Annotated in this window: 23 protein-coding genes, 1 tRNA gene and 1 riboswitch; of the genes, 2 read left to right on the top strand and 22 right to left on the bottom strand. The window is 40.1% G+C overall.

What is annotated here, in order from left to right; all coding sequences use genetic code 11:
* Positions 1 to 5: 5 nt before the first annotated feature.
* From leuB to ACE1TG_RS10930, 8 genes are all read right to left on the bottom strand, one after another.
* A complete protein-coding gene (gene leuB / locus ACE1TG_RS10965) occupies positions 6 to 1,112 on the bottom strand; it encodes a 3-isopropylmalate dehydrogenase (protein ID WP_375052426.1) in 1,107 nt (368 codons plus the stop codon).
* On the bottom strand, positions 1,113 to 2,669 hold the full coding sequence (locus tag ACE1TG_RS10960; RefSeq protein ID WP_375052425.1) for a 2-isopropylmalate synthase: 1,557 nt from the start codon (positions 2,667 to 2,669) through the stop codon (positions 1,113 to 1,115).
* Positions 2,656 to 3,699: a ketol-acid reductoisomerase gene (ilvC, locus tag ACE1TG_RS10955; RefSeq protein ID WP_375052424.1), complete on the bottom strand. Its 1,044-nt coding sequence runs from the start codon at positions 3,697 to 3,699 to the stop codon at positions 2,656 to 2,658. Before ilvC ends, ACE1TG_RS10960 begins: the two co-directional genes overlap by 14 nt.
* 32 nt (positions 3,700 to 3,731) lie before the next feature.
* Positions 3,732 to 4,250: an acetolactate synthase small subunit gene (gene ilvN / locus ACE1TG_RS10950; protein ID WP_092491749.1), complete on the bottom strand. Its 519-nt coding sequence runs from the start codon at positions 4,248 to 4,250 to the stop codon at positions 3,732 to 3,734.
* Positions 4,247 to 5,968, bottom strand: a complete 1,722-nt coding sequence (gene ilvB / locus ACE1TG_RS10945) for a biosynthetic-type acetolactate synthase large subunit (RefSeq protein ID WP_375052423.1) — start codon at positions 5,966 to 5,968, stop codon at positions 4,247 to 4,249. The genes ilvN and ilvB overlap by 4 nt, the downstream gene beginning before the upstream one ends.
* Before the next feature lie 732 nt (positions 5,969 to 6,700).
* Entirely contained in the window at positions 6,701 to 8,380 is a 1,680-nt protein-coding gene (ilvD, locus tag ACE1TG_RS10940) for a dihydroxy-acid dehydratase (protein WP_375052422.1), read from the bottom strand.
* 141 nt (positions 8,381 to 8,521) lie between these two features.
* Complete coding sequence (locus ACE1TG_RS10935) at positions 8,522 to 9,484, bottom strand: ornithine cyclodeaminase family protein (protein ID WP_375052421.1); 963 nt, start codon at positions 9,482 to 9,484, stop codon at positions 8,522 to 8,524.
* Between the two features lie 205 nt (positions 9,485 to 9,689).
* Entirely contained in the window at positions 9,690 to 9,989 is a 300-nt protein-coding gene (locus ACE1TG_RS10930) for a DUF3006 domain-containing protein (protein ID WP_375052420.1), read from the bottom strand.
* 247 nt (positions 9,990 to 10,236) lie between these two features.
* Here ACE1TG_RS10930 and ACE1TG_RS10925 point away from each other — a divergent pair, with 247 nt between their 5' ends.
* Together ACE1TG_RS10925 and ACE1TG_RS10920 are read left to right on the top strand one after the other, a co-directional pair.
* Entirely contained in the window at positions 10,237 to 11,511 is a 1,275-nt protein-coding gene (locus tag ACE1TG_RS10925; RefSeq protein ID WP_375052419.1) for an MBL fold metallo-hydrolase, read from the top strand.
* A 2-nt stretch (positions 11,512 to 11,513) separates the two neighbouring features.
* Entirely contained in the window at positions 11,514 to 11,777 is a 264-nt protein-coding gene (locus ACE1TG_RS10920; RefSeq protein ID WP_375052418.1) for a DUF3006 family protein, read from the top strand.
* Between the two features lie 78 nt (positions 11,778 to 11,855).
* Here the strand turns inward: ACE1TG_RS10920 and motB are convergent, their stop codons facing one another.
* The 14 genes from motB to ACE1TG_RS10850 form a co-directional block, all read right to left on the bottom strand.
* Entirely contained in the window at positions 11,856 to 12,626 is a 771-nt protein-coding gene (gene motB, locus ACE1TG_RS10915) for a flagellar motor protein MotB (protein ID WP_375052417.1), read from the bottom strand.
* On the bottom strand, positions 12,604 to 13,404 hold the full coding sequence (gene motA, locus ACE1TG_RS10910) for a flagellar motor stator protein MotA (RefSeq protein WP_375052415.1): 801 nt from the start codon (positions 13,402 to 13,404) through the stop codon (positions 12,604 to 12,606). The genes motB and motA overlap by 23 nt, the downstream gene beginning before the upstream one ends.
* Before the next feature lie 121 nt (positions 13,405 to 13,525).
* Positions 13,526 to 13,611, bottom strand: a riboswitch (cyclic di-GMP riboswitch).
* 295 nt (positions 13,612 to 13,906) lie between these two features.
* Positions 13,907 to 15,076, bottom strand: coding sequence for an IS256 family transposase (locus ACE1TG_RS10905; RefSeq protein ID WP_375052414.1), 1,170 nt, complete (start codon positions 15,074 to 15,076; stop codon positions 13,907 to 13,909).
* Positions 15,077 to 15,487: 411 nt separating this feature from the next.
* A tRNA-Ala gene (locus tag ACE1TG_RS10900) sits at positions 15,488 to 15,560 on the bottom strand.
* Between the two features lie 119 nt (positions 15,561 to 15,679).
* Entirely contained in the window at positions 15,680 to 16,072 is a 393-nt protein-coding gene (gene panD, locus ACE1TG_RS10895; protein ID WP_375052413.1) for an aspartate 1-decarboxylase, read from the bottom strand.
* Between the two features lie 370 nt (positions 16,073 to 16,442).
* Positions 16,443 to 17,579 (bottom strand): CaiB/BaiF CoA transferase family protein, encoded by a 1,137-nt coding sequence (locus ACE1TG_RS10890; RefSeq protein WP_375052412.1) that lies wholly within the window; start codon positions 17,577 to 17,579, stop codon positions 16,443 to 16,445.
* Positions 17,580 to 17,634: 55 nt separating this feature from the next.
* Complete coding sequence (locus ACE1TG_RS10885; RefSeq protein WP_375052411.1) at positions 17,635 to 17,856, bottom strand: hypothetical protein; 222 nt, start codon at positions 17,854 to 17,856, stop codon at positions 17,635 to 17,637.
* Positions 17,857 to 17,858: 2 nt separating this feature from the next.
* Positions 17,859 to 18,059 carry a MaoC/PaaZ C-terminal domain-containing protein gene (locus tag ACE1TG_RS10880; protein WP_375052410.1) on the bottom strand — a complete coding sequence of 67 codons (201 nt, stop codon included), beginning with the start codon at positions 18,057 to 18,059 and terminating at the stop codon, positions 17,859 to 17,861.
* Positions 18,060 to 18,089: 30 nt separating this feature from the next.
* Complete coding sequence (locus tag ACE1TG_RS10875; RefSeq protein WP_375052409.1) at positions 18,090 to 19,235, bottom strand: acyl-CoA dehydrogenase family protein; 1,146 nt, start codon at positions 19,233 to 19,235, stop codon at positions 18,090 to 18,092.
* 29 nt (positions 19,236 to 19,264) lie between these two features.
* Positions 19,265 to 20,035 (bottom strand): 3-hydroxyacyl-CoA dehydrogenase, encoded by a 771-nt coding sequence (locus tag ACE1TG_RS10870; RefSeq protein WP_375052408.1) that lies wholly within the window; start codon positions 20,033 to 20,035, stop codon positions 19,265 to 19,267.
* Between the two features lie 21 nt (positions 20,036 to 20,056).
* Positions 20,057 to 20,653 carry a TetR/AcrR family transcriptional regulator gene (locus ACE1TG_RS10865; RefSeq protein ID WP_375052407.1) on the bottom strand — a complete coding sequence of 199 codons (597 nt, stop codon included), beginning with the start codon at positions 20,651 to 20,653 and terminating at the stop codon, positions 20,057 to 20,059.
* Positions 20,654 to 20,929: 276 nt separating this feature from the next.
* Positions 20,930 to 21,385: an SRPBCC family protein gene (locus ACE1TG_RS10860; RefSeq protein ID WP_375052406.1), complete on the bottom strand. Its 456-nt coding sequence runs from the start codon at positions 21,383 to 21,385 to the stop codon at positions 20,930 to 20,932.
* A 100-nt stretch (positions 21,386 to 21,485) separates the two neighbouring features.
* On the bottom strand, positions 21,486 to 22,934 hold the full coding sequence (locus tag ACE1TG_RS10855) for an amidase (protein WP_375052405.1): 1,449 nt from the start codon (positions 22,932 to 22,934) through the stop codon (positions 21,486 to 21,488).
* Positions 22,935 to 22,968: 34 nt separating this feature from the next.
* Positions 22,969 to 23,502: a helix-turn-helix domain-containing protein gene (locus ACE1TG_RS10850; RefSeq protein WP_375052456.1), complete on the bottom strand. Its 534-nt coding sequence runs from the start codon at positions 23,500 to 23,502 to the stop codon at positions 22,969 to 22,971.
* Positions 23,503 to 23,526 lie beyond the last annotated feature (24 nt).

Raw genomic sequence — 23,526 nt, 5'->3', positions numbered from 1 at the left:
TCCCTTTAAAAATATGAACTGCAAATACTGTCTGAAACACTTTTAGTCGTGATATTTTCAATAACCGCCTCAGTCATCTCAGCGGTACCAACAAGCTTTCCGCCTTCTCTGTTCAAATCAGCTGTATGATAGCCTTCGTTCAATGTATCATTCACTGCTGATTCAATCTCGGCAGCCTCCTCTTCCATGTTAAAAGAATGGCGAAGCATCATAGCTGCTGACAAAATCATTCCTATTGGATTGGCCATCCCGCGTCCTGCAATATCAGGTGCAGAACCATGAACTGGCTCGTAAAGACCTACACCATCTGAACGTACACTTGCTGATGGAAGCATCCCTAGCGAACCGGTTAATACGGACGCCTCATCACTTAAAATATCGCCAAATAAATTCTCTGTAACCATGACGTCAAACTGATCAGGACTTGTAACAAGCTTCATTGCTGCTGCGTCTACAAGCAGATGATTCACTGTTACATCCGGGTACTGCTCTCGCTTTTCCTCAACAATTTCCCGCCATAGACGGCTTGATTCCAATACATTTGCTTTATCCACTGAAGTTAAATGCTTTCGTCGCTTTCGTGCACTTTGGAATGCTTTATCAACAATCCGTTCGATTTCATAACGCTGGTAATATAGTGTATCAACAGCCGCCTGCCCATTTTCCCGCCGTTCACTAGGCTGCCCAAAATATAGACCACCTGTTAACTCACGAATGATTAAAATATCACTTCCACTGATAACTTCCTGTTTCAGTGGAGAAACATGTTCTAGTGCCGGAAAACTCTTGATTGGCCGCAAATTTGCAAACAATCCCAATTGCTTTCTGATTCCAAGTAATCCTTTTTCAGGCCGCTTAGTTGCCGGGAGATTATCCCACTTCTTTCCCCCAACAGAACCTAGTAATACAGCTTCAGCCTGCTGGCAAGCCTTCACCGTATCATCAGGTAGCGGGTTGCCATAGCGGTCAATCGCATCTCCACCTATGGCATGTTCATGAAAAGCAAAACGGTGGCCGTATTCGGTCGCAACCGTATTCAGGACTAACTTCGCTGACTCCATCACTTCTTTACCAATACCATCTCCTGGCAGCAAAACAACCTGTTTATTCATTTAATATCCTCCTTTTACAGCCTCTTCTTTCGGCTTTGATATATGATATTGAATCATGTAGCGGTTCACCGCATTTAAAAATGCATTTGCTGACGCCTCAACAACATCCTGTGCTGTTCCACGTCCATTCATTGATTCTCCATTTACCAAAAGCTGCACATGTGATTCAGCAAGCGCATCTTTTCCACGTCCGACTGAGTTCAGTTGATAGTCAACTAATTGTAATTCCTGTTCAATTAAGCTATCCAATGTGTTATAAAGTGCTTCAACGCTTCCCTGACCTGTACGAGCTTCCTGAACCTTATTCCCTTCAGGTGTCGTCAATGATACTGTTGCTGTAGGGATATTTGCTGTACCATATTGCACCTGGAACATTTCCATTTGATACTTAGCTGCGCCGGATTGATCTGTTTGAATTTCCATTAAAATGGTAAAAATGTCATCTTCGGTAACTTCTTTTTTGCGATCAGTCAGTTGTTTAAACTGGTAGAATGCCTTTTTCAAGTTCTCCTCAGCAAGCTCAAATCCTAGTGACTTAACTTTATCCTGAAACGCGTGACGTCCGGAATGTTTTCCAAGGAAAAGTGTATTTGACTGCACTCCGACCATTTCCGGTGTAATAATTTCGTAGGTTTCCTTGTTTTTTAAGACGCCGTCCTGGTGGATACCTGCTTCATGTGAAAATGCGTTGCGACCGACAACCGCTTTATTTGCCTGGACGAACATCCCCGATAACTTCGCGATAAGATCACTCGTACGCTTTATCTCGTTCAGTTTCAGTCCTGTTGTATATGGATAATGATCCGAGCGTATTTCGAATGCTACAGCCAATTCCTCTAATGATGCATTACCAGCGCGTTCACCTATACCGTTTATCGTTCCTTCTACCTGGGTAGCACCATTTTCTACAGCAGAGATTGAATTGGCAACCGCCATGCCCAAATCATTATGGCAGTGACAGGACAAATCAACCTGATCAATATTAGGAACTGTTTCTTTAATAAATTGGAATAGCTCCCCATATTCCTTTGGCGTCGTGTACCCGACAGTATCCGGCAAATTAATTACTGTAGCACCAGCATCAATCACTTGCTCAATTATCTGTGAAAGGAAATTCCAGTCTGACCGAGAAGCATCTTCAGCTGACCACTCCACTTGCGGAAACTTTTCCCTTGCATATGTGACGATGTCCACCGCAGTTTCAATCACTTGCTCAGGTGTTTGTTTCAGCTTGTAAGTCATGTGAATTGGTGATGTTGCCAAAAAGATATGAAGGCACGGTTCCTCTGCATATTTCAGCGCCTCCCATGCCGTGTCGACATCTGATTTTACTGCTCTTGCAAGTCCTGTAACCGATGTTCCTTTGATAGTTTCAGCAATTGCTTTTACCGCTTCAAAGTCACCCTGAGAAGAAGCAGGAAAACCTGCCTCCATCCGATCAACACCCAATTTTTCAAGCTGTCTGGCAATTTCCAGCTTCTCAAGTTTATTCAAATTTACTCCCGGTGATTGTTCGCCGTCTCTCAAAGTCGTATCAAAAATTTTAATTTGTGACATGCACATTCACATCCTTTTGTTTTTCTTTTGTTGCTTGTAATGGCTGTTTTACAAAAGGCATTAAATCACGGAGCTCCTTTCCAACTTTTTCAATCGGATGCTGGTTTTCCAACGCATTGATTGCATAGAATTGAGGGCGGTTTGCCTTATTTTCCAATATCCATCCTTTAGCAAACTCACCTGATTGAACTTCAGAAAGTACTTCCTTCATGCGGGCTTTTGTTTCATCGTTGATGACTTTTGGCCCTGAAACAAAATCACCCCATTGTGCTGTATCAGATACCGAGTAACGCATGTTTTCAAGTCCGCCTTCATACAACAGATCCACAATCAGTTTCACTTCATGCATACATTCAAAATAGGCAACTTCAGGCTGATACCCTGATTCCGTCAACGTTTCAAACCCTGATTTGATTAAGTTTGTAAGCCCGCCGCAAAGTACTGCCTGCTCACCAAACAAATCCGTCTCAGTCTCTTCCTGAAATGACGTTTCAAGAACCCCTGCTCTTGCTGCACCAATTCCTTGAGAATAGGCTAGTGAAAGCTCCTTGGCATTACCTGTAACATCCTGGAAAACACCATACAATGCTGGTACTCCAGCACCACCCTCATACGTCCGGCGAACCAGATGTCCCGGCCCTTTTGGAGCAACAAGGAAAACATCTACATCTGATGGTGGGACAATTTGATTAAAGTGAATATTAAATCCGTGTGCGAATGCCATTGCATTTCCTGCCTGCAAGTTTGGCTTAATACTTTCTTCGTAAACCTCCGGCTGATGCTCATCTGGCAGCAGCACCATTACAACGTCTGCAGCCTTAACCGCATCAGCAACTGAATAAACTTTAAACCCGTCTGCTTCCGCTTTTTGCTGTGATTTCCCTGGTCTAAGTCCAACCACAACGTCATACCCGCTCTCGCTAAGGTTTAATGCATGTGCATGCCCTTGTGATCCGTAACCTACCACTGCGATTTTCTTTTCCTGCAATACCTGCTTATCGATTTCTTTTTCATAATATACTTTTGCCATTTGAAACATCCTCCTTAAAATTTATAGTTTTACTACACTGGAAACGAATTGATTTCGGTTACCTGCTGCGGCTGCTGTCCTCTTAAGAATGCAGTTACACCAGTTTTAGAAAGCTCTTTAATTCCATATGGCCGTAACAATGAAATTAACGCTTCAACCTTATCAGGCTTACCTGTCACCTGAATCGTCAGGCTTTCCCGGGAAACATCAATGATGGATGCCCGAAACGGTGTAATTACTCCTTGGATTTCAGCACGTAATTGGCCGCTTCCTTTCACCTTTATCAATGCTAACTCCCTTGCAACAATTGCCTTTTCTGTAATATCCGATACCTTCAAAACATCAATTTGTTTGTTGAGCTGTTTGGTCAGCTGCTCCAGTTTCTGGTGATCACCAACCTCGACAACAAAAGTCATTTTCGATATGCCTTCTGTTTCGGATGCACCAACGGAAATACTTTCGATGTTAAATTGCCGCTTATGCATCATCCCGGTTACCCGATTTAGCACGCCTCCACGATTCTGAACCGTCGCACTTATGATTCGTCTCATTTTGTCACCCCTACCATTTCATGAATCCCTTTACCTGGGGCAATCATCGGATACACATTCGATAATTGTACAACCCGGCAATCAACAACAACCGGACCTTCATATTCAAAAACTTCCTGCAATACTTCTTCTACATTCGCTTCCTTGTCGACCTTCATTCCGCGAATTCCATAGCTTTCTGCTAGTTTTACAAAGTCAGGATTTGATGAAAAAACTGATTCAGAATAGCGCTCCTCATAAAAGCTTTCCTGCCACTGTCTTACCATTCCAAGCGCCTCATTATTTACAATGATCACTTTAACAGGCAAGTGTTGTTCTTTTATCACCGACAGTTCCTGGAAGGTCATTTGAAATCCGCCATCACCTACTAACGCAACAACAAGGTCCTTTGGTGCGCCAAGCTGTGCACCAATTGCAGCCGGAAATCCAAATCCCATTGTTCCAAGACCTCCGGATGTCACCCAACGATTCGGTTTTTCCATTTTATAAAACTGAGCTGCCCACATTTGATGCTGTCCAACGTCAGTCGTAACAATTGCTTTTCCTGAGGATTGTGTATATACCTGCTCTATCAGCCATTGTGGCGATATTTCTTTATCTGACTGTTCATACCACAAAGGATAATCTGATTTATTTTCCTGCAGCTTTTTCAGCCAGGGTTCATGATTCATTGATGATACCGCCTTTTCCAGCAACATTTTCAGCGCTTCATCCGCATCAGCTACAACAGGAATATCCGTCTTAATATTCTTGCCGATCTCAGCAGGGTCAATATCAATATGAGCAACCTTGGCACTCGGTGCAAAATGCTTCAAATTTCCAGTTAAGCGGTCATCAAACCTTGCACCAATGTTAATTAATAAGTCACTTTCGTAAATTGCCATATTCGCAGCGTACGTTCCGTGCATTCCGCCCATACCCAGCGATAGCGTCTCTGATCCTGGGTATGTTCCTAGACCTAGTAATGTTGTTACTACCGGAAGCTGATGTTTTTCTGCAAATTGCTTTAAATTCTCCGACGCATTTGCAAATTGAACACCTGCCCCGGCGAGAATAACCGGTTTTTCCGCCCGACTAAGCGCATCAGCTAATTTAACAATTTGTAACGGGTTAGGCTGTTTGGTTGGCTGGTATCCAGGTAAATGGAAATCACTGGAAAACGTCTCCGTCGTTACAGCCGCAGATACATCTTTTGGAATATCAATTACAACAGGCCCCGGTCTTCCTGAAGCAGCAATATAAAAAGCTTCTTTTACGACCCTGGGTATCTCAGATACATGTTTTACCTGATAATTGTATTTGGTAATTGGAGTCGTAATTCCCAACACATCCGACTCCTGAAAAGCATCCGTTCCAATCACACTGCTTGCCACTTGCCCGGTAAATACGACCAATGGTAATGAATCCATCATTGCATCCGTAATACCAGTTATCAGATTTGTTGCTCCCGGTCCTGAAGTTGCCATCACAATGCCTGGTTTACCCGTAACCCTTGCATACCCTTCAGCCGCATGAACCGATCCCTGCTCATGCCGTGACAGCACATGCTGAAAAGGTGCTTGACTACGGTACAACGCATCATAAATTGGCAGTACCGCCCCGCCAGGATAGCCGAAAATTGTATCGGCACCTGCCTCTACAAGAGCATTCATCAACACATCAGCCCCGGTCATCTTTTCTGTTGCACTGACCATTTCAGGTTTCGCCTCCACTTTCACTATTGCATGCCTCCTTAAATTATTTAATATTAGACTTATCGCCAGATTTTTTTGGCGAAAGTCTTTATTGCACTTGCTTAACTACTAAAAAAAGACCCTTCTTTCCCCACACACCTGCCTATAAGCAGAATGAATGGGGAGAAAAGAGTCTCTTTTCACGGTACCACCCAAGTTTACAGCATCCTCACGAATCCTGCCTCACTAAGCTGTCAACCAGCCTTTTTTGATAACAGGTATACCCGTGTATACCTGACAGAATCTAATGGGGAGCTTCATTTGCTACCCTTTCAATTCTGCACTCAGGGACGATGTCAGAACAACATGTAATTCCGGGCTTACAGCAACCCCGGCTCTCTGTAAAAACATGGGCCATGTTCCTTTATTCCCATCATCGAGTTGATGATATTATTTGTATCTGAAAATTTTATATTGTCGATAATCTTATACCGTTTCACAGTAAAGGTCAACCACTTTTTTAAAATTTTTTGATACTTTTGATTAATCAAATAAGTTGAATGCGTTTACATTATGATTGCGACAAGAAAATCGTGAATATATTACATTTGCATTACAGTAAAAAAAGGGTGGATTGTCCAATAGGGAAGCTGAAGATTTTTCGATATTAAGTTGAAGTTCCCGATATCTGGCTGAAGATTGCCATATCTAGTCCAAGTTCTTTAGACTCTTAAAAATTCTAAAAAAATAACCCCGGTTATCCGGGGCGTCTGACAACTATTTAAAATCAGTTACTGCTCCCTTTGAGGAACAGGAAACCGTGTGAGCATATTTACCTAATACACCTTTTTTGTACATAGGTGGAGCCGTCCATTCATCCTTGCGACGCTGCAACTCATCTTCAGAAATCTCAAATGAAATCTCCTTTTTCTCAGAATCAATTGTAACAAGATCATTTTCCTGTAAAAGTGCTACTGGACCACCATCTTGTGCTTCTGGCGCAATATGACCTACCACAAGGCCATGGGTACCACCGGAGAATCTGCCGTCGGTTAACAATGCCACCTTTTCACCAAGTCCCTTCCCAACAAGCAAACTTGAAATCGACAGCATCTCAGGCATACCAGGACCACCTTTAGGACCGACATAGCGGATGACTACAACATCACCTTCAGCAATCTTATTCTCACTAATTGCTGCCGAAGCCTCGTTCTCCGTATTAAACACACGTGCCGGGCCGGTATGACGACTGACTTTTACACCAGATACTTTCGCCACTGCACCGCGTGGGGCTAAATTACCTTTTAGAACAATCAAGGGACCATCCGCACGCTTAGGATTATCAAATGGCATAATTACTTTCTGATCATCGTGCAATGGAGGTGCCACAGCTAAATTTTCAGCAACTGTTTTTCCAGTTACTGTAAGACAATCCCCATGCAAGTACCCTTCCTCATGAAGAAGCTTCATGACAGCCTGCACACCACCAGCATTGTGCAGGTCCTGCATGACATATTTGCCACTCGGCTTCATATCAGCAAGATGCGGAACTTTTTCCTGCATTCTGTTAAAGTCATCAATGCTTAAATCAACATCAATCGCATGAGCCATCGCCAACAGATGAAGAATAGCATTCGTTGATCCGCCCAGTGCCATAACAACCGTTATTGCATTCTCAAATGCTTCTTTTGTCATAATATCTTTTGGATAAATACTTTTTTCCAGTAATTGATAGACAGCTTCACCCGCAGCAGCACAATCATCTGCTTTTTCCTTTGATTCAGCAGGATTCGACGAACTTCCAGGCAAGCTCATGCCCATTGCTTCCACAGCTGACGCCATTGTGTTTGCAGTATACATACCGCCACAGGCACCAGCACCAGGACATGCATTACACTCAATCGCTTTTAATTCCTGATCATCAATATCCCCGTTGTTATGTTTGCCTACTCCTTCAAATACCGACACGATGTCAATATCTTTTCCACCGTGGGAACCAGGAGAAATTGTTCCACCATATACGAAAACAGACGGTACCTCACTATTAGCAATCCCAATCATACAACCTGGAATATTCTTATCACAGGCACCAATGGCCACCAGTCCATCCAAACTTTCCGCACCAGTAACTGTCTCGATAGAATCAGCAATAAGATCCCGGCTTGGAAGTGAATAACGCATACCACTCGTACCCATGGAAATACCGTCAGAAACTGTTATCGTGTTAAACATGAGTGGAACACCGCCAGCTTCTTTTGCACCTTTCTTGGAACTAACCGCCAAATCATTCAGGTGGATGTTACAGGGCGTTACCTCGCTCCACGTACTTGCAACACCAATCATTGGCTTTTTAAAATCCTCATCTGTAACACCAACTGCACGAAGCATCGCACGGTTCGGTGCTCTCAAAAAGCTATCACTGAAAACATTACTCTTGATCCGTAAGTCTTTTCCCATAACCAGCCCCACCTTTCTTTTGTAAAACAATTCTAATAATTTAATATAAAATTCTACCACTAACAGTTGAAATTGAAAAGGTATTTTTTTAGGATGGTAATTTACGAATAGAGTCAATTCCTATTCAGAAGCTAGTGAGCCTTAACTTAACTTTTCATAGATTTCCTTCGCCGTGATCAAATCGAAAATACCTATACCAACTGACTTAAACAATAGCGTTTTGTCCGAAATCTTTTCCGGATGATGCTGTTCCTCAATCATTTTTTTCAGTGACAACGTATTGTTTTCATTCGCCCCAAAGTGTTTCGCCCGAATCATATCCCCTGATTCGTGGAATGCACTATATGCATCGACATAAAATTCATCTACAGCAGATAGGAAAGAATCAGGAAGCTCCTGCATAGAAGGCTTGAAAGACCCTACCGCCACAACTAGTTTCCCCCTCCAAACCGATGGGTCCAAATCAGGTAATACGGGCGTTTGCGATGTTGTCGTTGTGATAACAATATCTGAATTTATGATTAGTTGGGGTAATTTTGCCTCGCGTACAGTTTGGTCAGGAAACTCTTTTTCTGCTTTTGAAATAAAGTCATGTAACTTTTTATTGCTGCGATTATAGACATATACTGTATCAATTTTACGCACTGCACATGCAGATTGCAGGTGGCTCCACCCTTGAGTACCCGTTCCAATAATTCCAATCGAGGAGGCATGCTGATCTGATAAATATTTCATCCCCAGTCCACCAAGTGCCCCAGTACGTAATGCAGTTATTGGCATTGCATCAAACGTCATCAGGGGTTCAAGAGTTTTACGATTATAAAGCACCATTAACCCATGTATCGTCGGCTTCTCTAAGTTCGTATTGTTGGGTGCAACACCTACTAGTTTTGTTGCATAGTAATCCCCATAAAACGCCGGCATCAATAACGCAGTGTTTTCTTCATCATCAATATGCATCCGATCAGGGATTATTTCATCGCTAGATTTATCCTGCAAATAATAGTTTTCGATGGAGTCTATTACATCTCTCATCGATATTGCATTGTTAATTTCCTTACTTGATAGGATTTTTATATAGATACCTCCCTTTATACAGTACATTTTCCGTTTATTTTATCACAAAATTCAAATTAATATAGATAATTATTAATTGAGAATAGTACTTCAGGGTTTCTCCTTTTACTTTGAAGTGCTTTCTCTCACTATCACAATCGTACCTCACATCAAAAAAGTGGCATGAAAAAAATTATTTTTTCTAGAAGATGACACTTTTTTCGTTTCGGATTCGATTGTAGTGGTAATAGAACTACTTGTTTAATTTAGATATTCCAATCAGGCAAAATCCGCTTAAATCTGGAAAATAACAGGTGCCACCCATTTTAATCTGAAGCCATGTATTCGGTCTACTTCCTAATGGTAACATATGCATCGGTACTACTAGTTCTTGCTGCAATTCTTCCAGTAAAATAACAGCCTGATTACCATCTTCAATTCGGTCCAATACTCCAGTTGTAATCAATTCTGAATTGAAGTTAGAGTTCAGGTCAGATGTAAACAATGACAACAAAAACAGTACCATCAGATAATGCTTCCAGACAATATTCATGAGCTGGCTCCTTGTTTCATTTTTTAACTATTATGACAAGATAGATCGTAATTTGCACATTACGAAAATTGAAAAACTGAAGCAGCTATCTAAGATAAAATTTAAATTTGGACTTAGAAAGATTTAATTTTTCACATACAAAACTCAGTTCAAAATTCAATTATGGTCATTTTGTATATAGATTTTCCCCAATAGCTCTGATACGCTTAAGAGAAAGCAACAGTTAGGCAATTGGGGGGGAACTGAAGTGGCCAAAAAATTCTTAATTATAATGATTTTAGCTGTTCTGGTAGCATGCGGACAAAATCCTGACCAAGGTTCAACTGATCAGCAAACAGTCACAAACCATTCGGAATCAGTAAAAGAATCATTACAGGATAAGGATAAGAAGAAACCGAAAGAGCAGGATTCAAACCAAAACGAAACCGATGAAACTACCAACTCAAAATCAGATGAAAAACCTGCATTAACCGATTTAAAAGTTCACTACATCGATGTTGGACAAGCTGACGCCACCCTTTTTCAATATAAGAGTAATGGTGAACAATACACTATATTGTTTGATACAGGAGATTGGCAAGGTAATGAAGTGCCTAATTACCTGTCAGCACAAGGAGTCTCTGCTATCGACGTACTCATTGTCAGTCACGCTGATGCTGATCACTCCGGGCAACTGGCAGAAGTCATGAATACATTTGATGTTGGTGAGGTTTGGATGTCTGGAAATGAAAGCTCATCACAAACATTCCAACAAGGCATGAAGGCTGTTCTGGCAAGTGACGCGGATTACGATGAGCCAAGAACCGGAGACACATTCGAAATTGGCTCGATGGACATTACCGTTCTCCATCCAGGCAGCATTACGGGTAACACAAACGAAGAATCTATTTCCGCAAAATTCACATATGGTGACATGAGTTTTCTGTTCACTGGCGATGCTGATCGTGATGGCGAGATGAAAATGATAAACAGCGGGAATAGTGTGAATGCTGACTTTTTACAATTAGGACATCACGGGTCTAATACATCCAGCGATCCAGCTTTTATTGATGCGGTAAGTCCGGAAGTAGCCATTTATAGCGCAGGCGCTGATAATCAATACGGCCACCCGCATGCTGAGGTGGTTTCACTTATCCAAAATGCTGGAATCAAGTTATATGGTACGGATGTTCATGGGACGATTGTTGTAACAACGGACGGAAGCGACTATACCGTTCAGACAAAAGATGACGGAACAATCAGCCCAAGCAGCAGTGGTTCCTCAGATAACTCATCCAATAATGATACAAGTGATCAATCAACTAACACAGAAAAATCGCCAGCAACTGGTGATTGTATCAATATCAACAAAGCATCGTCTGAAAAATTACAGGAAATTATCCATATCGGCCCGGCACGTTCAGAGGACTTAATTAAATTGAGACCATTTCAATCAGTAAGGGATTTAACAGATGTTAATGGAATCGGACCATCGCGGATCAGCGATATCAAAAGCCAAGGCTTGGCCTGTACAGGGGGATAAATATGAAAGGGATACTTGATCGATTTGAAGACTCTAATAAAGCCGTTATTCTCATGGAGGAAACCAAGGAAGAAGTAGTCATTCCTGTTGAGCAATTACCAGAAGGCAGCAGTAAAAACACCTATTTCAACATGAAAAAAGTGGATGATAAGTACCAGATTGTTTCGATTGATGAAGCAACAACCCAAAAGGAAGCTGAAACATCATCTGATTTAATGGCTAAGTTACGTGCCAAAAGCAAGGGAAGCAAGTTTAAGAAGAAGTAAAATTTTAAAAGCCGAAATCCAATTAGGTGGGATTTCGGCCTTTAGTTTATATAACCGAGAAGTGGTGCAGGTACCACTCTACAATTCCCCCGTAATTTCATAATTAGGCAATATCAGTACTTCTACGCGTCTGTTTTTTGCCCGATTTTGATCATTAGTATTAGGTACAAGAGGTTTATGTTCACCAAACCCTTTTGCACTAAATGTTTTGGGATCAAGTCTATCATTCTCTAATATTAGGCGCATAAAGTTAACTGCCCGCATGACACTTAAATCCCAATTCGATGAATACTCACTAGTACGAATTGGCCGGTCGTCTGTATGACCACTGACTATTATTTGGTGTGGCGGATCTGTATACAGAAATGTTGAAATGGCACTTGCAATTCCCCTGCCTTCTTCCCTCACCACAGCGCTTCCTGAATCAAATGTTACATCATTGATGATCGTTATTAATAACCCTTCACCATTCAGCTTGGTTCCTAATTTTTCGGAAAGGTTATTTTCGTTTATATATTTATTAATTCTCTTTTGGAGTAATTTCAATTTATTTAACTCTTGTTCACTGTTACTTAATTTTTTCTCTTCCTCAGGTTTTTCAGTCTCCTCTTCATCTTCTTCCACATCTTGAGGCATCTCTATTGTACTATTGCTTTCTTTTAGTATCCCTTCCCCACCTGAAAACTCACTTTTAAACACGCGGGATAGCTCTTCATATTTCTTTGCATCCAGTTCACTCATCGCAAACAATACTATAAATAATGCCAGGAGCAGTGTTAATAAATCCGCATAAGGAAGTAACCAGGATTCACTCATATGATTTTCATCATTCTTCTTCTTTCTCTTCATCTGATCCCTCCTGGTCTAATTTCAACAACTCTTTTGGAGATAAATAGGAACTAAGTTTATCCCGAATCAATTGCGGAGATTCACCATTTGTTATGGATAATACACCTTCAATCATTATTTGTTTCATTAGCACCTCTTTTTTTGATTTCTCTTTAAGTTTGTTTGCGAAAGGGTGCCACAATACATAACCAGAAAAAATACCAAACAAAGTAGCTATAAAAGCGGATGATATAGCATGTCCCAGAGCTTCCATGTCATTCATATCCCCTAAAGCAGCAATTAATCCGACAACGGCCCCTAATACACCAAGCGTTGGTGCATATGTACCAGCTTGTGAAAATACGGAGACTCCTTTTTCATGTCTTTCTTCCATTGCATCAATCTTTTCTAACATAAGTTCTCTAATAAACTCTGTTGATTGTCCATCAACAGCTAACTGGATGCCTGATGATAAGAAGCTGTCATTCAGTTGATCTATTTTGGCCTCAAGTGTAAGTATTCCTTCTTTTCTGGTAAGCTCTGCCCATTCAGTAAATGTATCAACCGTTTGTTTTATATCATTCTGTTTATCTTCCCTAAAAAGGATGACAAAAAGTCTCGGTACTTTTTTAATTGTTTCCATTGGAAAAGCGATACAAACAGAAGCCATTGTTCCAAAAAATATAATAATAAACGCTGCGGGGTTAATTAATGCTGCTGGACTAACACCTTTTAGTGTCATGCCTACCCCAATAGCTAAAAATCCGATAATAATACCAATAATTGACGTCTTATCCATCGATATGTACCTCCTTAAAGACAGGGAGTAACTAGTAGTTCCCTGCTTTTCATATAATTAAAAATAGCCTACCAAAAATGATAGACTTAATTAGTTTAACTACTAATTTTTTTCATCCTTTTTCGGTAACCCGGCGATCATAGTACATAAGACCTTAGACCCGTGGCTCTGCGTCCTTACCTTTCAATAAGTTTGCCATTCTCGCAAGTTATTCAACTTTTAATGTATTCTTTTAGAAGTTTCATACTAATTATATCGTTCAAAAACCCGGAAAGTTGAATATGTAGATGGAAGAAAAAATATTTCGAAAATGTAATCTGCATGTGAGGAAAATTTGACTTGGGGCTGAATCGGTGCTGCTATGTGAGTCAAGTCCTTTTTATTGTGTAAAATTCCATAATACAAGTTTACAGCCACTTTATAGTATTTAGTTGAATTTGTTTTGGTAGGAAGGGGTACCCCTTCCTACCAAAACAAATTTTCGCGCGCGGATTCGGCCATGCTAATCCCTCTTGAAGATGGGTCTTTTCTTTTGCTCTTCCTCTTCGTAGTCCATTAATACAGCTCCGATTAATCGAAAAGCTGATTGCGTATTAGGAAATATGCGTATTACTCTTTCTCTTCGTCTTACCTCTTGGTTTAGCCGTTCAAGGGAATTTGTACTACGAATATACTTTTGGTATTCCGGTGGTTCATTTAGATACTGGACGGCGTCATCAAAACCATCCTCCAGGTTGTTAATTATCTTTACCAGTTTAGAATTATCCTGGTAACGATCAATAAACTCATCTTTGAATTTCCTTGCTTCCACAGGTGTTTCCACATCAAAAATTTGCTTTATTTCTTCTTTAACATCGTCCATACCTTTCTTTGGCAGTTCATCAAAGAGATTCTTCTTAAAATGAACTGTACAGCGCTGCCAAGAAGTTCCGATAAACACTTTTTGAACAGCCTTTTTAAGCCCGGAATGAGCATCTGAAATGATAAGGCTTGGTGATTGTAAACCACGTGCTATGAGTTCATTTAAAAATTCTTGCCAAGCTTCAAAGCTTTCCTCATGACTCACTTTCAAACCAAGAACCTCTCTTTTATTACCTTCGTTAAGTCCAGTAGCTATATAAACTGCTTTAGACACAACTTTATGATGTTCGCGAACTTTGATATACATGGCGTCTACATATACATATTGATAGTATTCTGTGTTTAATGCACGGTTTGCCCATTCATTTACGATTGGATCAAGTTTTTCAGAGAGCGAAGATACAAAGGACTTTGAAACATATTCCCCGCACAGCTGTTCAACAACGTTTTTTATCTTTCGAGTAGACACACCATTTACTACCATCTCAAGCATGGATAACGCAAATGCCTGATCACACCGTCTATATTTTTCAAAAACAGTTGGTGAAAATTCGCCACTACGAGTACGGGGAACGCGCAAGTTAATTTTTCCAATACTCATCATATATTCCCGATCGTAGTAGCCATTACGATAATCATGACGCTCTTCTGAACGCTCATAAGCCTTCGTATTTAAATACTCATCACGCTCTTTTTCCATGTACTCATTCAAAACTAAAATGATAGTAGATTTAACAACATTATCGATATTTGAGTTCATTAATGAGTCTTTTAAAAAGTCCATATCTAGGTTAAACTGTAATTGGGTCACAATTAATTCCTCCTTGTTTTTCGTGGTTGTTAAACATTGTATCATAGGGAATTAATTTGGCCCTTTTTTAATTTATTTTCTTTTTACACAATTATATGGACTTAATCGCTATGTGAATCCTCATTCCGTTATTTGCTTCAAATAATGACCTTTGGCATCGGTTTCGGATCCTCATTCCGCTATTCGCCCATTTCACCATCATTTCTCCTTCATTTTGGACTAATAACGGAACGAGGATTCACTTCATTCACTTTTGAGCTGCTTTACTAGCAGTTAACGGAACGAGGATCCGCCATGACTAGTTACCTGGAACTTATCGGATCCTCGGCTATTTAGCCAAAAAAGTTATAAATCTTGTATAAACAAAAAAATCCACCTCTCAATAAGATGAGAAGTGGGTTGTTTTTACGATGGAGCATATCGGGCTCGAACCGATGACCTCTTCGCTGCCAGCGAAGCGCTCTCCCAGCTGAGCTAATGCCCCAGTTAGACAGCTTTTATTATAAGCATTTTTTTAATTTTTTTCAAGAGTGTTTATTAGAAATGTTAGCTACTATTTTTTAGCCCGGAAAATGCTCCAGGCTCATTTCTTAAAACCTTACTTTATAATTCTACACCCTCAGGCCAATGTAAATCATGTTCCTCAACACTGGTAATCTCGTTATTTTCATCAACAAATACTACTTTAGGCTTTAAATGTTCTATTTCCTCATCAGTCATGAGTCCTTGGCTCAATATAATAACCAGATCATCTGGAGAAAACAAGTTTGCTGGCGGACCGTTGAGACAAATGCGGTTTGAACCCTCTGGAGCTGGAATGGCATAAGTCTTCCATCTTGCGGCATTTCGTATGTTTGCAATCTGTACCATTTCATAAGGCTTAATATTTGCTTCCTTCATTAACTTACAATCAATCGTTATACTGCCAACATAATCAAGCTCAGCCTCCGTGACCCTAGCTCTATGTATCTTTCCTTTACACATTAAGCGTTGCATAAAAGTTCCTCCTCTAAAAATGAACATCTCAAGTATAGTATGACTTAAAACCAAAGATAATTACAAGTGGGCTTTTTCAAACATTGCAAGCTTTCCCATAAAAAAAGAAGTGGAACGCAACTAGAACGTCCCACAAATTATATAATACTCATACATTCAACTGTTCGTTAACCTGTTCACCTAATGCTCTTTTCAAGAATTTGCCGACAGATGTTTTGGGGATTTCCTCAATGAACATAATAATGTATAGCCGTTTTATGTGGTGTTCTTCTAGTATTTCTCACTAATGTAGTACCTATATCCCTTCAAAAACCTCCTGAATTTATTATTTAACAAAGGCCAACCATTTCAGCTCATGCTATCATTCACCTTATCGCAGCACCCCCATTTCCTTCATAACTTCATCCGTATGTTCGCCGATTCTTGGCGCAGGGGAACGAATAGCACCAGGGGTTTCAGATAATTTAATCGGAACATCGATCTGCCTCACCTGACACGATGCGGAATCATTTATTTGTTGAATCATCCCACGTGATATAATTTGCGGATCTTTAATCATTTCCTGAAAAGTTAGAACTGGTGATACACATGCGTCAATATCTGAAAATACTTCCATCCATTCTGATAATGTTTTTGTAAAAATAATGCGTTGTATCTCTTGTTTTAACTGAAGCTGCTTATCTAAGGGGGCATCTTGCAGGGGAATAAAATTGCTCTTACCAATAGATTTGCAAAACGCAGTCCAAAATTTTGGTTCCAGTGCTCCTACTGATATATAACGTCCATCGATTGTTTCATAAACTGCATAGCATGCTTTCCCGCCATCCAGCATTTGCTCCCCTCTATTTGGATTATTATTTGTAGCTAAATAATCAGGCAGCAACGTCTGCATCCAGGAAATGACGTTATCCAGCATGGAAATATCAACAAATTGTCCCTTCCCTGTTTTTTCTTTATTCAAAAGTGCCATTAAAATACCTGTAACAGCTGGGTAGGCACCACCGCCTATATCAGCAATTGTTGTTGCAGGAATAATTGGCTTTCCACCTTTTTCGCCCATCAAATTCAGTAACCCGGCGTAGCTGAGATAATTCAGGTCGTGACCAGGACGGTTTGCGTACGGACCTGTTTGGCCGTACCCTGTAATCGCACAATATACAAGTGCGGGATTGACTGCTTTCAATTGTTCATAGCTCAAACCAAGGCGTTCCATCACCCCTGGACGAAATGATTCAATAACAACGTCTGCATTTTTAACCATTTCCAGAAACACCTGTTTATCTTCTGGTAATTTTAAATTTAGACAGACACTCTTCTTATTCCGATTCAATGAATGGAACATCGCACTGATACCAGCAATCTTCGGATAAAATGCTCTTGCATAATCTCCACTGTCCGGATCCTCTACTTTTATAACTTCCGCACCAAAATCTGCTAATAACATTGTACAGTACGGACCAGGCAGTAACCGGGTCAAATCAAGTACGCGTGTAGACCTCAGTGGCAATATGAACCCCTCCTCACTGCTTCAAATTCAATGAAAACCCTTATATTTATCCAAACTAAAATAAAATAAATTCATTTGTTTGGGCAGACAATACGTCCTCTTCTTTTTGATTATGAATTGCGACTTCAATCGTTAACATCCCTCTTTTTTCATCAGAAAGCATCCGTTTATTCGCAACCTTAAATTGGCCCTTGAGTTGATCATTTGGGATCACCGGTGCCTTAAACTGCATATCAGCACCAGCCCCGCCTATACAGTCACGCCCCAGGATGTCCATTTTTATCCACTCAGCCAGACTACCGCTAACGTTTGGAAACCTGAGGCAATCAGTGACCCATATGGACTTTCCCTGGCAGCTCCTTCATCTGTGTGAAAATATTGCGGATCATATTTCTGTCCAAATTCCAGAATGCTTTCTTTCGTAACCTTTACAGGATTGGTTGAATATACATCACCAATCGATATGTCCCCAAATTTCAATATGCTTCACCTCTTTAATCAGAAGGGTATTCATAACTCCATCTTTTTCGCAATAATCATTTTCATAATCTCATTGGTTCCGGCATAAATAGAGGACACGGCAACATCCCGATACCTTCTCGCAATCTCATACTCTTCCATATATCCGTACCCACCATGTAGTTGAAGGCATTCTGCTGCAACCTTTTTTGATAAATCCGTTGTCCACCACTTTGCCATCGATACTTCTGTTACAATATCCTTTCCTTCTATATGGTCATCTATCAATCTATCTACAAACGTTCTGCCTATCTCAATCTCTGTCTGCATTTCAGCAAGTTTAAATTGCGTGTTTTGAAACTGGCTGATACTTTGCCCAAATGCTTTCCGCTGTTTTACGTAATTAATTGTTTGAGAAAGCATCGTTTCTGCAGAAGCCATACTTTGGATGGAAACCAATAATCGTTCCTGTTGAAGCTTTTCCATCAAATAATAAAATCCTTTGCCTTCCTGCCCAAGCAGATTATCACCTGGAACACGAACATCCTCAAAAATTAATTCACTTGTATCATTTGCATGCTGTCCAATCTTTTGAAGCTTTTTACCTTTCGAAAATCCTGGTGTTCCATCTTCTACTACAAACAGGCTTATTCCCTTATGCGGCGGATTTGCTTTTGGATCTGTTTTACAAACCACCACTGCTATATCAGCAGAATGACCATTGGAGATAAACGTTTTTTCACCATTAATAATGTAGTCATCACCATCTTTTATGGCTATCGTTTGAATAGCCGCAAGATCTGACCCTGCTCCTGGTTCTGTCATGGCGATAGCAGAAACTAAATCACCACTAATTGCACCAGGCAGCCAGAGCTGTTTCTGCTTTTCTGTACCAAATGCTTCGATATATGGAATCACGATATCATTATGAAGTCCAAAGCCAACCATACCAACACTAACCCGATCAAACTCTTCAGATATAACAACAGCATAACCAAAATCAGCGCCTAATCCCCCATATGCTTCATCAACCTGTGGACAAAGATACCCCTGTTCTCCCGCCTTTTTCCAGAATGACCTAGGTATTTGTTTTTCTTTTTCCCATTGTTCAATAAACGGTACTGCTTCTTTCTCCAAAAATTTTCGTAAGGAACTTCGAAAAATTTCATGTTCTTCTTTTAAATAACTTCTGCTCATGATTGCACCTCTTTTTCTATGTGAATTAATTACCGTGGCTGCATCCTGATCGCACCATCCAAGCGAATTGTTTCACCATTTAACATCGGGTTCGTAATAATACTCTGAACTAATTGCGCATACTCATCAGGGCGTCCCAATCTTGATGGAAATGGTGTCTGTTTTTCCAATGCTTCACGTGCCTTATCAGGTAGTCCGGCAAATAATGGTGTTTCAAATAGTCCTGGAGCAATAGACATTACTCTGATTCCAAGCTTGGATAAATCTCTTGCAATTGGCAGCGTCATCCCCACAATTCCGCCTTTTGATGCACTATATGCTGCCTGTCCCATTTGACCTTCATATGCAGCAACAGACGCCGTATTAATAATTACGCCTCTTTCTCCAGTAGGACCAGGTTCATTGGCTGCCATCTTTTCTGAGGCTAACCGAATCATATTAAATGTACCGATTAAATTAATGCCAATCACTTTTGAAAAAGAATCTAAATCATGGGCTTCATTATTCTTGCTTAACGTTCTTTTGGCTTCACCAATCCCAGCGCAATTAACGAGAATATTAACATGTCCAAATGTTTCGATAGCGTTATTTAAAGCTGAGACCACACTGGATTCATCCGTCACATCTGTTTTAACGAACATCGCCATTTCACCTAATTCCGCTGCAAGGTCATTGCCTTTTTCTGTCTGTAAATCCAGGATTACAGCTTTACCGCCTTGTGAAACTATATTCCGAACGGTGGCTTCTCCTAAACCTGATGCTCCACCGGTAACTACTGCAACACTATTATTAACTTCCATAATGAGTCCCTCCTCTAAAAATTAACCTTTATTCTTTATTACGATTTGCATCACATAATCTGCAATCAATTCGGCCATTTCGGTCTCATCTTTTTTCCCGTTGTCAGAATAACATTGTGTAACCCAGTTTATTGCTCCTAAAATAATGTTCCTGACTATCTTTACATCCATTGATCTAAAAACATCAGATTCAATTCCTTCTTTTATCAACCGATCAAAGCCTTTTCCGTATTCATCTCTTAATTGAAAAATCCGCTCTAACTGTGAAGGTGAAAAAATTTGCTCCGGATTAAACATCATCACAAATACGGATCTTTCCCTGATTGCGTACTCAATATGGGCAATTATGGCCTTTCTTAATTTCATGATAACGCTTACATTTTGCGTATTAATGAATTCCAGGTTTTGGATACTTCGATTTAATATCATGATCTGACTTTCAAATAGCAGATTCTGTTTATCCTTAAAATAATAATAAACAGAGCCTTTAGTCATTAATAGCTTAGCTGCAATCTCCTCCATAGTTGTCCCACGATAACCTTTCTCGGACAAAATGCGTACTGCAGATTGCAAAATCTCTTCTTTTTTCTTTGCTGTTTTCTCCTCACGTAAAGACAAAAGACAGTCACTTCCTCTATGTAAATGTTACTTGTTATTTATATTCTATTGATTCATTTTTTAAATGTCAAGTCACTTTTCAGATAATTTCGAATTATTTATGGGGTGCCTGTCACTTCCCGTTTTTTGTCATAATATATCGAATGCAATATCTGTTTTCGTCCCCTATAACAACACTTCCTTACTAAATTCACCATTTTTCATTCCATAACAAAACACCGCTCTCCGTATAGAGAACAGTGTCCAAAACAAGCAGTATTTGTAAACGAAAAACTTTTACAAAGACCGGGAAGTGACAGGCACCAATTCATTTGCGACTGCTGTGGTGAGCTCTTTTGTAGTTTTTGGTACGAATGACTTTAGCACTGAGTTAATCATCGGTCCGGTAAATCCTTTTGCAGTTATATTTAGAGAGCCGGTCATTCTTGTCACATATTCGTTTATCTCCTCAGCTTCAAAAAAACCATTTCCATCAAAATTCTCATTCACTCCAGTTAATTGGAAAGAAACCATAGTTGGCTCTTTCCATTCCGTAATGTCCACCTGCAAACAAACTGTTTTTTGTATAATACCGACGTCACCTTTAAATGTCCAAGTCGATTGCTTGGTGTTAAGAATTTCATGCGTCACATAGCCAGGAACTAATGGGGCCCACTTATTCATATCACTAACAAAATCCCAGATATATTCAATCGGAATATCAAGATCCACTTGGTGCTTCCCACATGGCATTATACTACCTCCCTGTTTAAAAGTACGTTAAATTGCACATTTATTATTATATGTCAGCTTTGTATATCTAGAAGCAGATTCGAAAACTATTATTCTGAGACTAATCCAATCTACTACAACGATTATATCCGCCAGATATTCGCTCCACTATCTTTCCTAACTTGAATATCGCGTCCTCATTACCATCCATACTAACAACCTGAATACCGATCGGCATGTTATTCTCATCAGTGCCAGCTGGAATGGTTAATGACGGAAGTCCCCAAACATTAGCATATGCAATATATGGCATATAGTGCAAAAATGTTTTACGGATGGAGAAGATCTCCTGAAATACCTTTCCATGTTCAGGTGCTCCAGTATGATAAACCGGTAAAATTAATAATCGATTGTTCAAATATGCAGCTATCTCCCTGTCCCCCTGCTCAATAATACCTTCAATTTCCTTTATTCTGACTGCAGATGGTTTGAATAGTTTGGCACCAATTAATGCCCATGACAAATACGGATGAATTTTAGTCTTCCTGGTTAGTTTTTCTTTAGCGTATGCACCCAATACATTTGAACGGTCTGTATTAAAGGCTAGTTTTTCCATACGTTCCCCACCGTCAATTGACATAATTTCCTGCCATAGCTGTGCACTATTTTCAAAGTAAGGCGGGAAGGACCTATTTACAGAAACTAATTTTTGTAAATAGCTTTCAATTCCACCCACGACATCCTTTGTTTTTTGTGATAACGGAATATTTAGGTCATCCGATAAAATATCAATCTTGAAATCATCAAGAGACTGCTCGGTAGCGGATTTATTTGCAATAATATCGTATAGTAGTTCCATATCACGCACCGATTTTCCCATCGGCCCAATTCCTGACATCCTTTTTTGCAAAGGAATAGTGTCAGCTGGAAAATGTCCGTTGGATGATACTTGAAATTTCCCCGGTTTAAAGCCAACTACCCCATTGAAGTGACTCGGAAAGCGAATGGAACCGCCAATATCGGAACCAATTCCTGCTGCAGCTCCACCTGTACCAAGCAATGCACCTTCCCCACCACTTGACCCGCCTGATGATCTTGTAACATCCCATGGGTTGTTGGTTCTGCCATACAATTTATTATCCGTTTCCTGACAAAAACATAATGCAGGTGTATTTGTCTTACCTAAAATAATCGCACCAGCCTCTTTTAGCTTTGCCACAACATCTGCATCTTCTCTAGCTATCAGGTGCTTTCTACTTAGCAGTCCGCCTGTTGTTTTCATATTCACAACATTAAATGCTTCCTTCACGCTAATCGGAACCCCAAATAGCGACCCTTTCGTGACGTTTGCATCCTGGTTATCTTTTTCTTGAGCCTCTCTTAAAGCTTCTGCATAGCGTTCCTCCACAACAGCATTAATGACAGGATTCACTTTCTTTAAATGTTCGATATAGGTGTTTACCACTTCATAACTGGTTATTTCTCCATCTTTAATTTCACTTGCAATAGAGGAAGCGTCCATGTTTAAAATGGATTGTGCAGATAGTACTGAGCTTTGATCTCTTCCCATTTCATCCCACCTTTAAATAATTATTAGAAAACCATTATAATTGATTATCTATAAAAACCGACAGTACCTTCGCCCCTTCGTTATCTACCGGGATAAATAAGTGCGGTTTTTCCCCATTAAAATATGCACTATCCTCAGCTTCCATATAGTGTTTATTACCATCATAATAAAGGTAAATGGAGCCCTTTAAAATATAAATAAATTCATCTTGTGAGTGTGTGTACGAATCCTGACGTAAATTTGAATCCTTTGGTGTAACGTTAACAATCGTTGGTTCAATACCGGAATATGAGGATCTGTTTGCAAGTAATTCATATGAATACCCCATATTCTCGTCTGTTACATTAGACTCCCTATTTGTTTTTGGGAGCAATACGAGATTCTGTTCTGCCTGATCGTCCAGCATCCAAGCTAGGGGGACCTCCAATGCTTCACTAATTTTCGATAACGTAGCAATCGCAGAAGAGGTTTGTCCGTTTTCAATTTTTGACAATAAGCTTTTTGAAATCCCGCATTCATCAGCTATTTGTTGTTGTGTTTTCTTTTTCCGCAAACGAATTTGATTTATTTTTTGTCCTAAACTATCAAGATT

This window comes from Virgibacillus sp. JSM 102003, from assembly GCF_041949995.1.
Taxonomy (GTDB): domain Bacteria; phylum Bacillota; class Bacilli; order Bacillales; family Amphibacillaceae; genus Lentibacillus.
The sequence above is the reverse complement of the archived record's forward strand: the minus strand, read 5'-3'. Positions and strand labels throughout refer to the sequence as shown.

Coding starts and splice junctions, on each gene's coding strand:
- leuB (WP_375052426.1), bottom strand. CDS start 1,112: ATGAATAAACAGGTTGTTTTGCTGCCAGGAGATGGTATTGGTAAAGAA.
- ACE1TG_RS10960 (WP_375052425.1), bottom strand. CDS start 2,669: ATGTCACAAATTAAAATTTTTGATACGACTTTGAGAGACGGCGAACAA.
- ilvC (WP_375052424.1), bottom strand. CDS start 3,699: ATGGCAAAAGTATATTATGAAAAAGAAATCGATAAGCAGGTATTGCAG.
- ilvN (WP_092491749.1), bottom strand. CDS start 4,250: ATGAGACGAATCATAAGTGCGACGGTTCAGAATCGTGGAGGCGTGCTA.
- ilvD (WP_375052422.1), bottom strand. CDS start 8,380: ATGGGAAAAGACTTACGGATCAAGAGTAATGTTTTCAGTGATAGCTTT.
- ACE1TG_RS10935 (WP_375052421.1), bottom strand. CDS start 9,484: ATGTACTGTATAAAGGGAGGTATCTATATAAAAATCCTATCAAGTAAG.
- ACE1TG_RS10930 (WP_375052420.1), bottom strand. CDS start 9,989: ATGAATATTGTCTGGAAGCATTATCTGATGGTACTGTTTTTGTTGTCA.
- ACE1TG_RS10920 (WP_375052418.1), top strand. CDS start 11,514: ATGAAAGGGATACTTGATCGATTTGAAGACTCTAATAAAGCCGTTATT.
- motB (WP_375052417.1), bottom strand. CDS start 12,626: ATGAAGAGAAAGAAGAAGAATGATGAAAATCATATGAGTGAATCCTGG.
- motA (WP_375052415.1), bottom strand. CDS start 13,404: ATGGATAAGACGTCAATTATTGGTATTATTATCGGATTTTTAGCTATT.
- panD (WP_375052413.1), bottom strand. CDS start 16,072: ATGCAACGCTTAATGTGTAAAGGAAAGATACATAGAGCTAGGGTCACG.
- ACE1TG_RS10885 (WP_375052411.1), bottom strand. CDS start 17,856: ATGGACATCCTGGGGCGTGACTGTATAGGCGGGGCTGGTGCTGATATG.
- ACE1TG_RS10875 (WP_375052409.1), bottom strand. CDS start 19,235: ATGAGCAGAAGTTATTTAAAAGAAGAACATGAAATTTTTCGAAGTTCC.
- ACE1TG_RS10870 (WP_375052408.1), bottom strand. CDS start 20,035: ATGGAAGTTAATAATAGTGTTGCAGTAGTTACCGGTGGAGCATCAGGT.
- ACE1TG_RS10860 (WP_375052406.1), bottom strand. CDS start 21,385: ATGCCATGTGGGAAGCACCAAGTGGATCTTGATATTCCGATTGAATAT.
- ACE1TG_RS10855 (WP_375052405.1), bottom strand. CDS start 22,934: ATGGGAAGAGATCAAAGCTCAGTACTATCTGCACAATCCATTTTAAAC.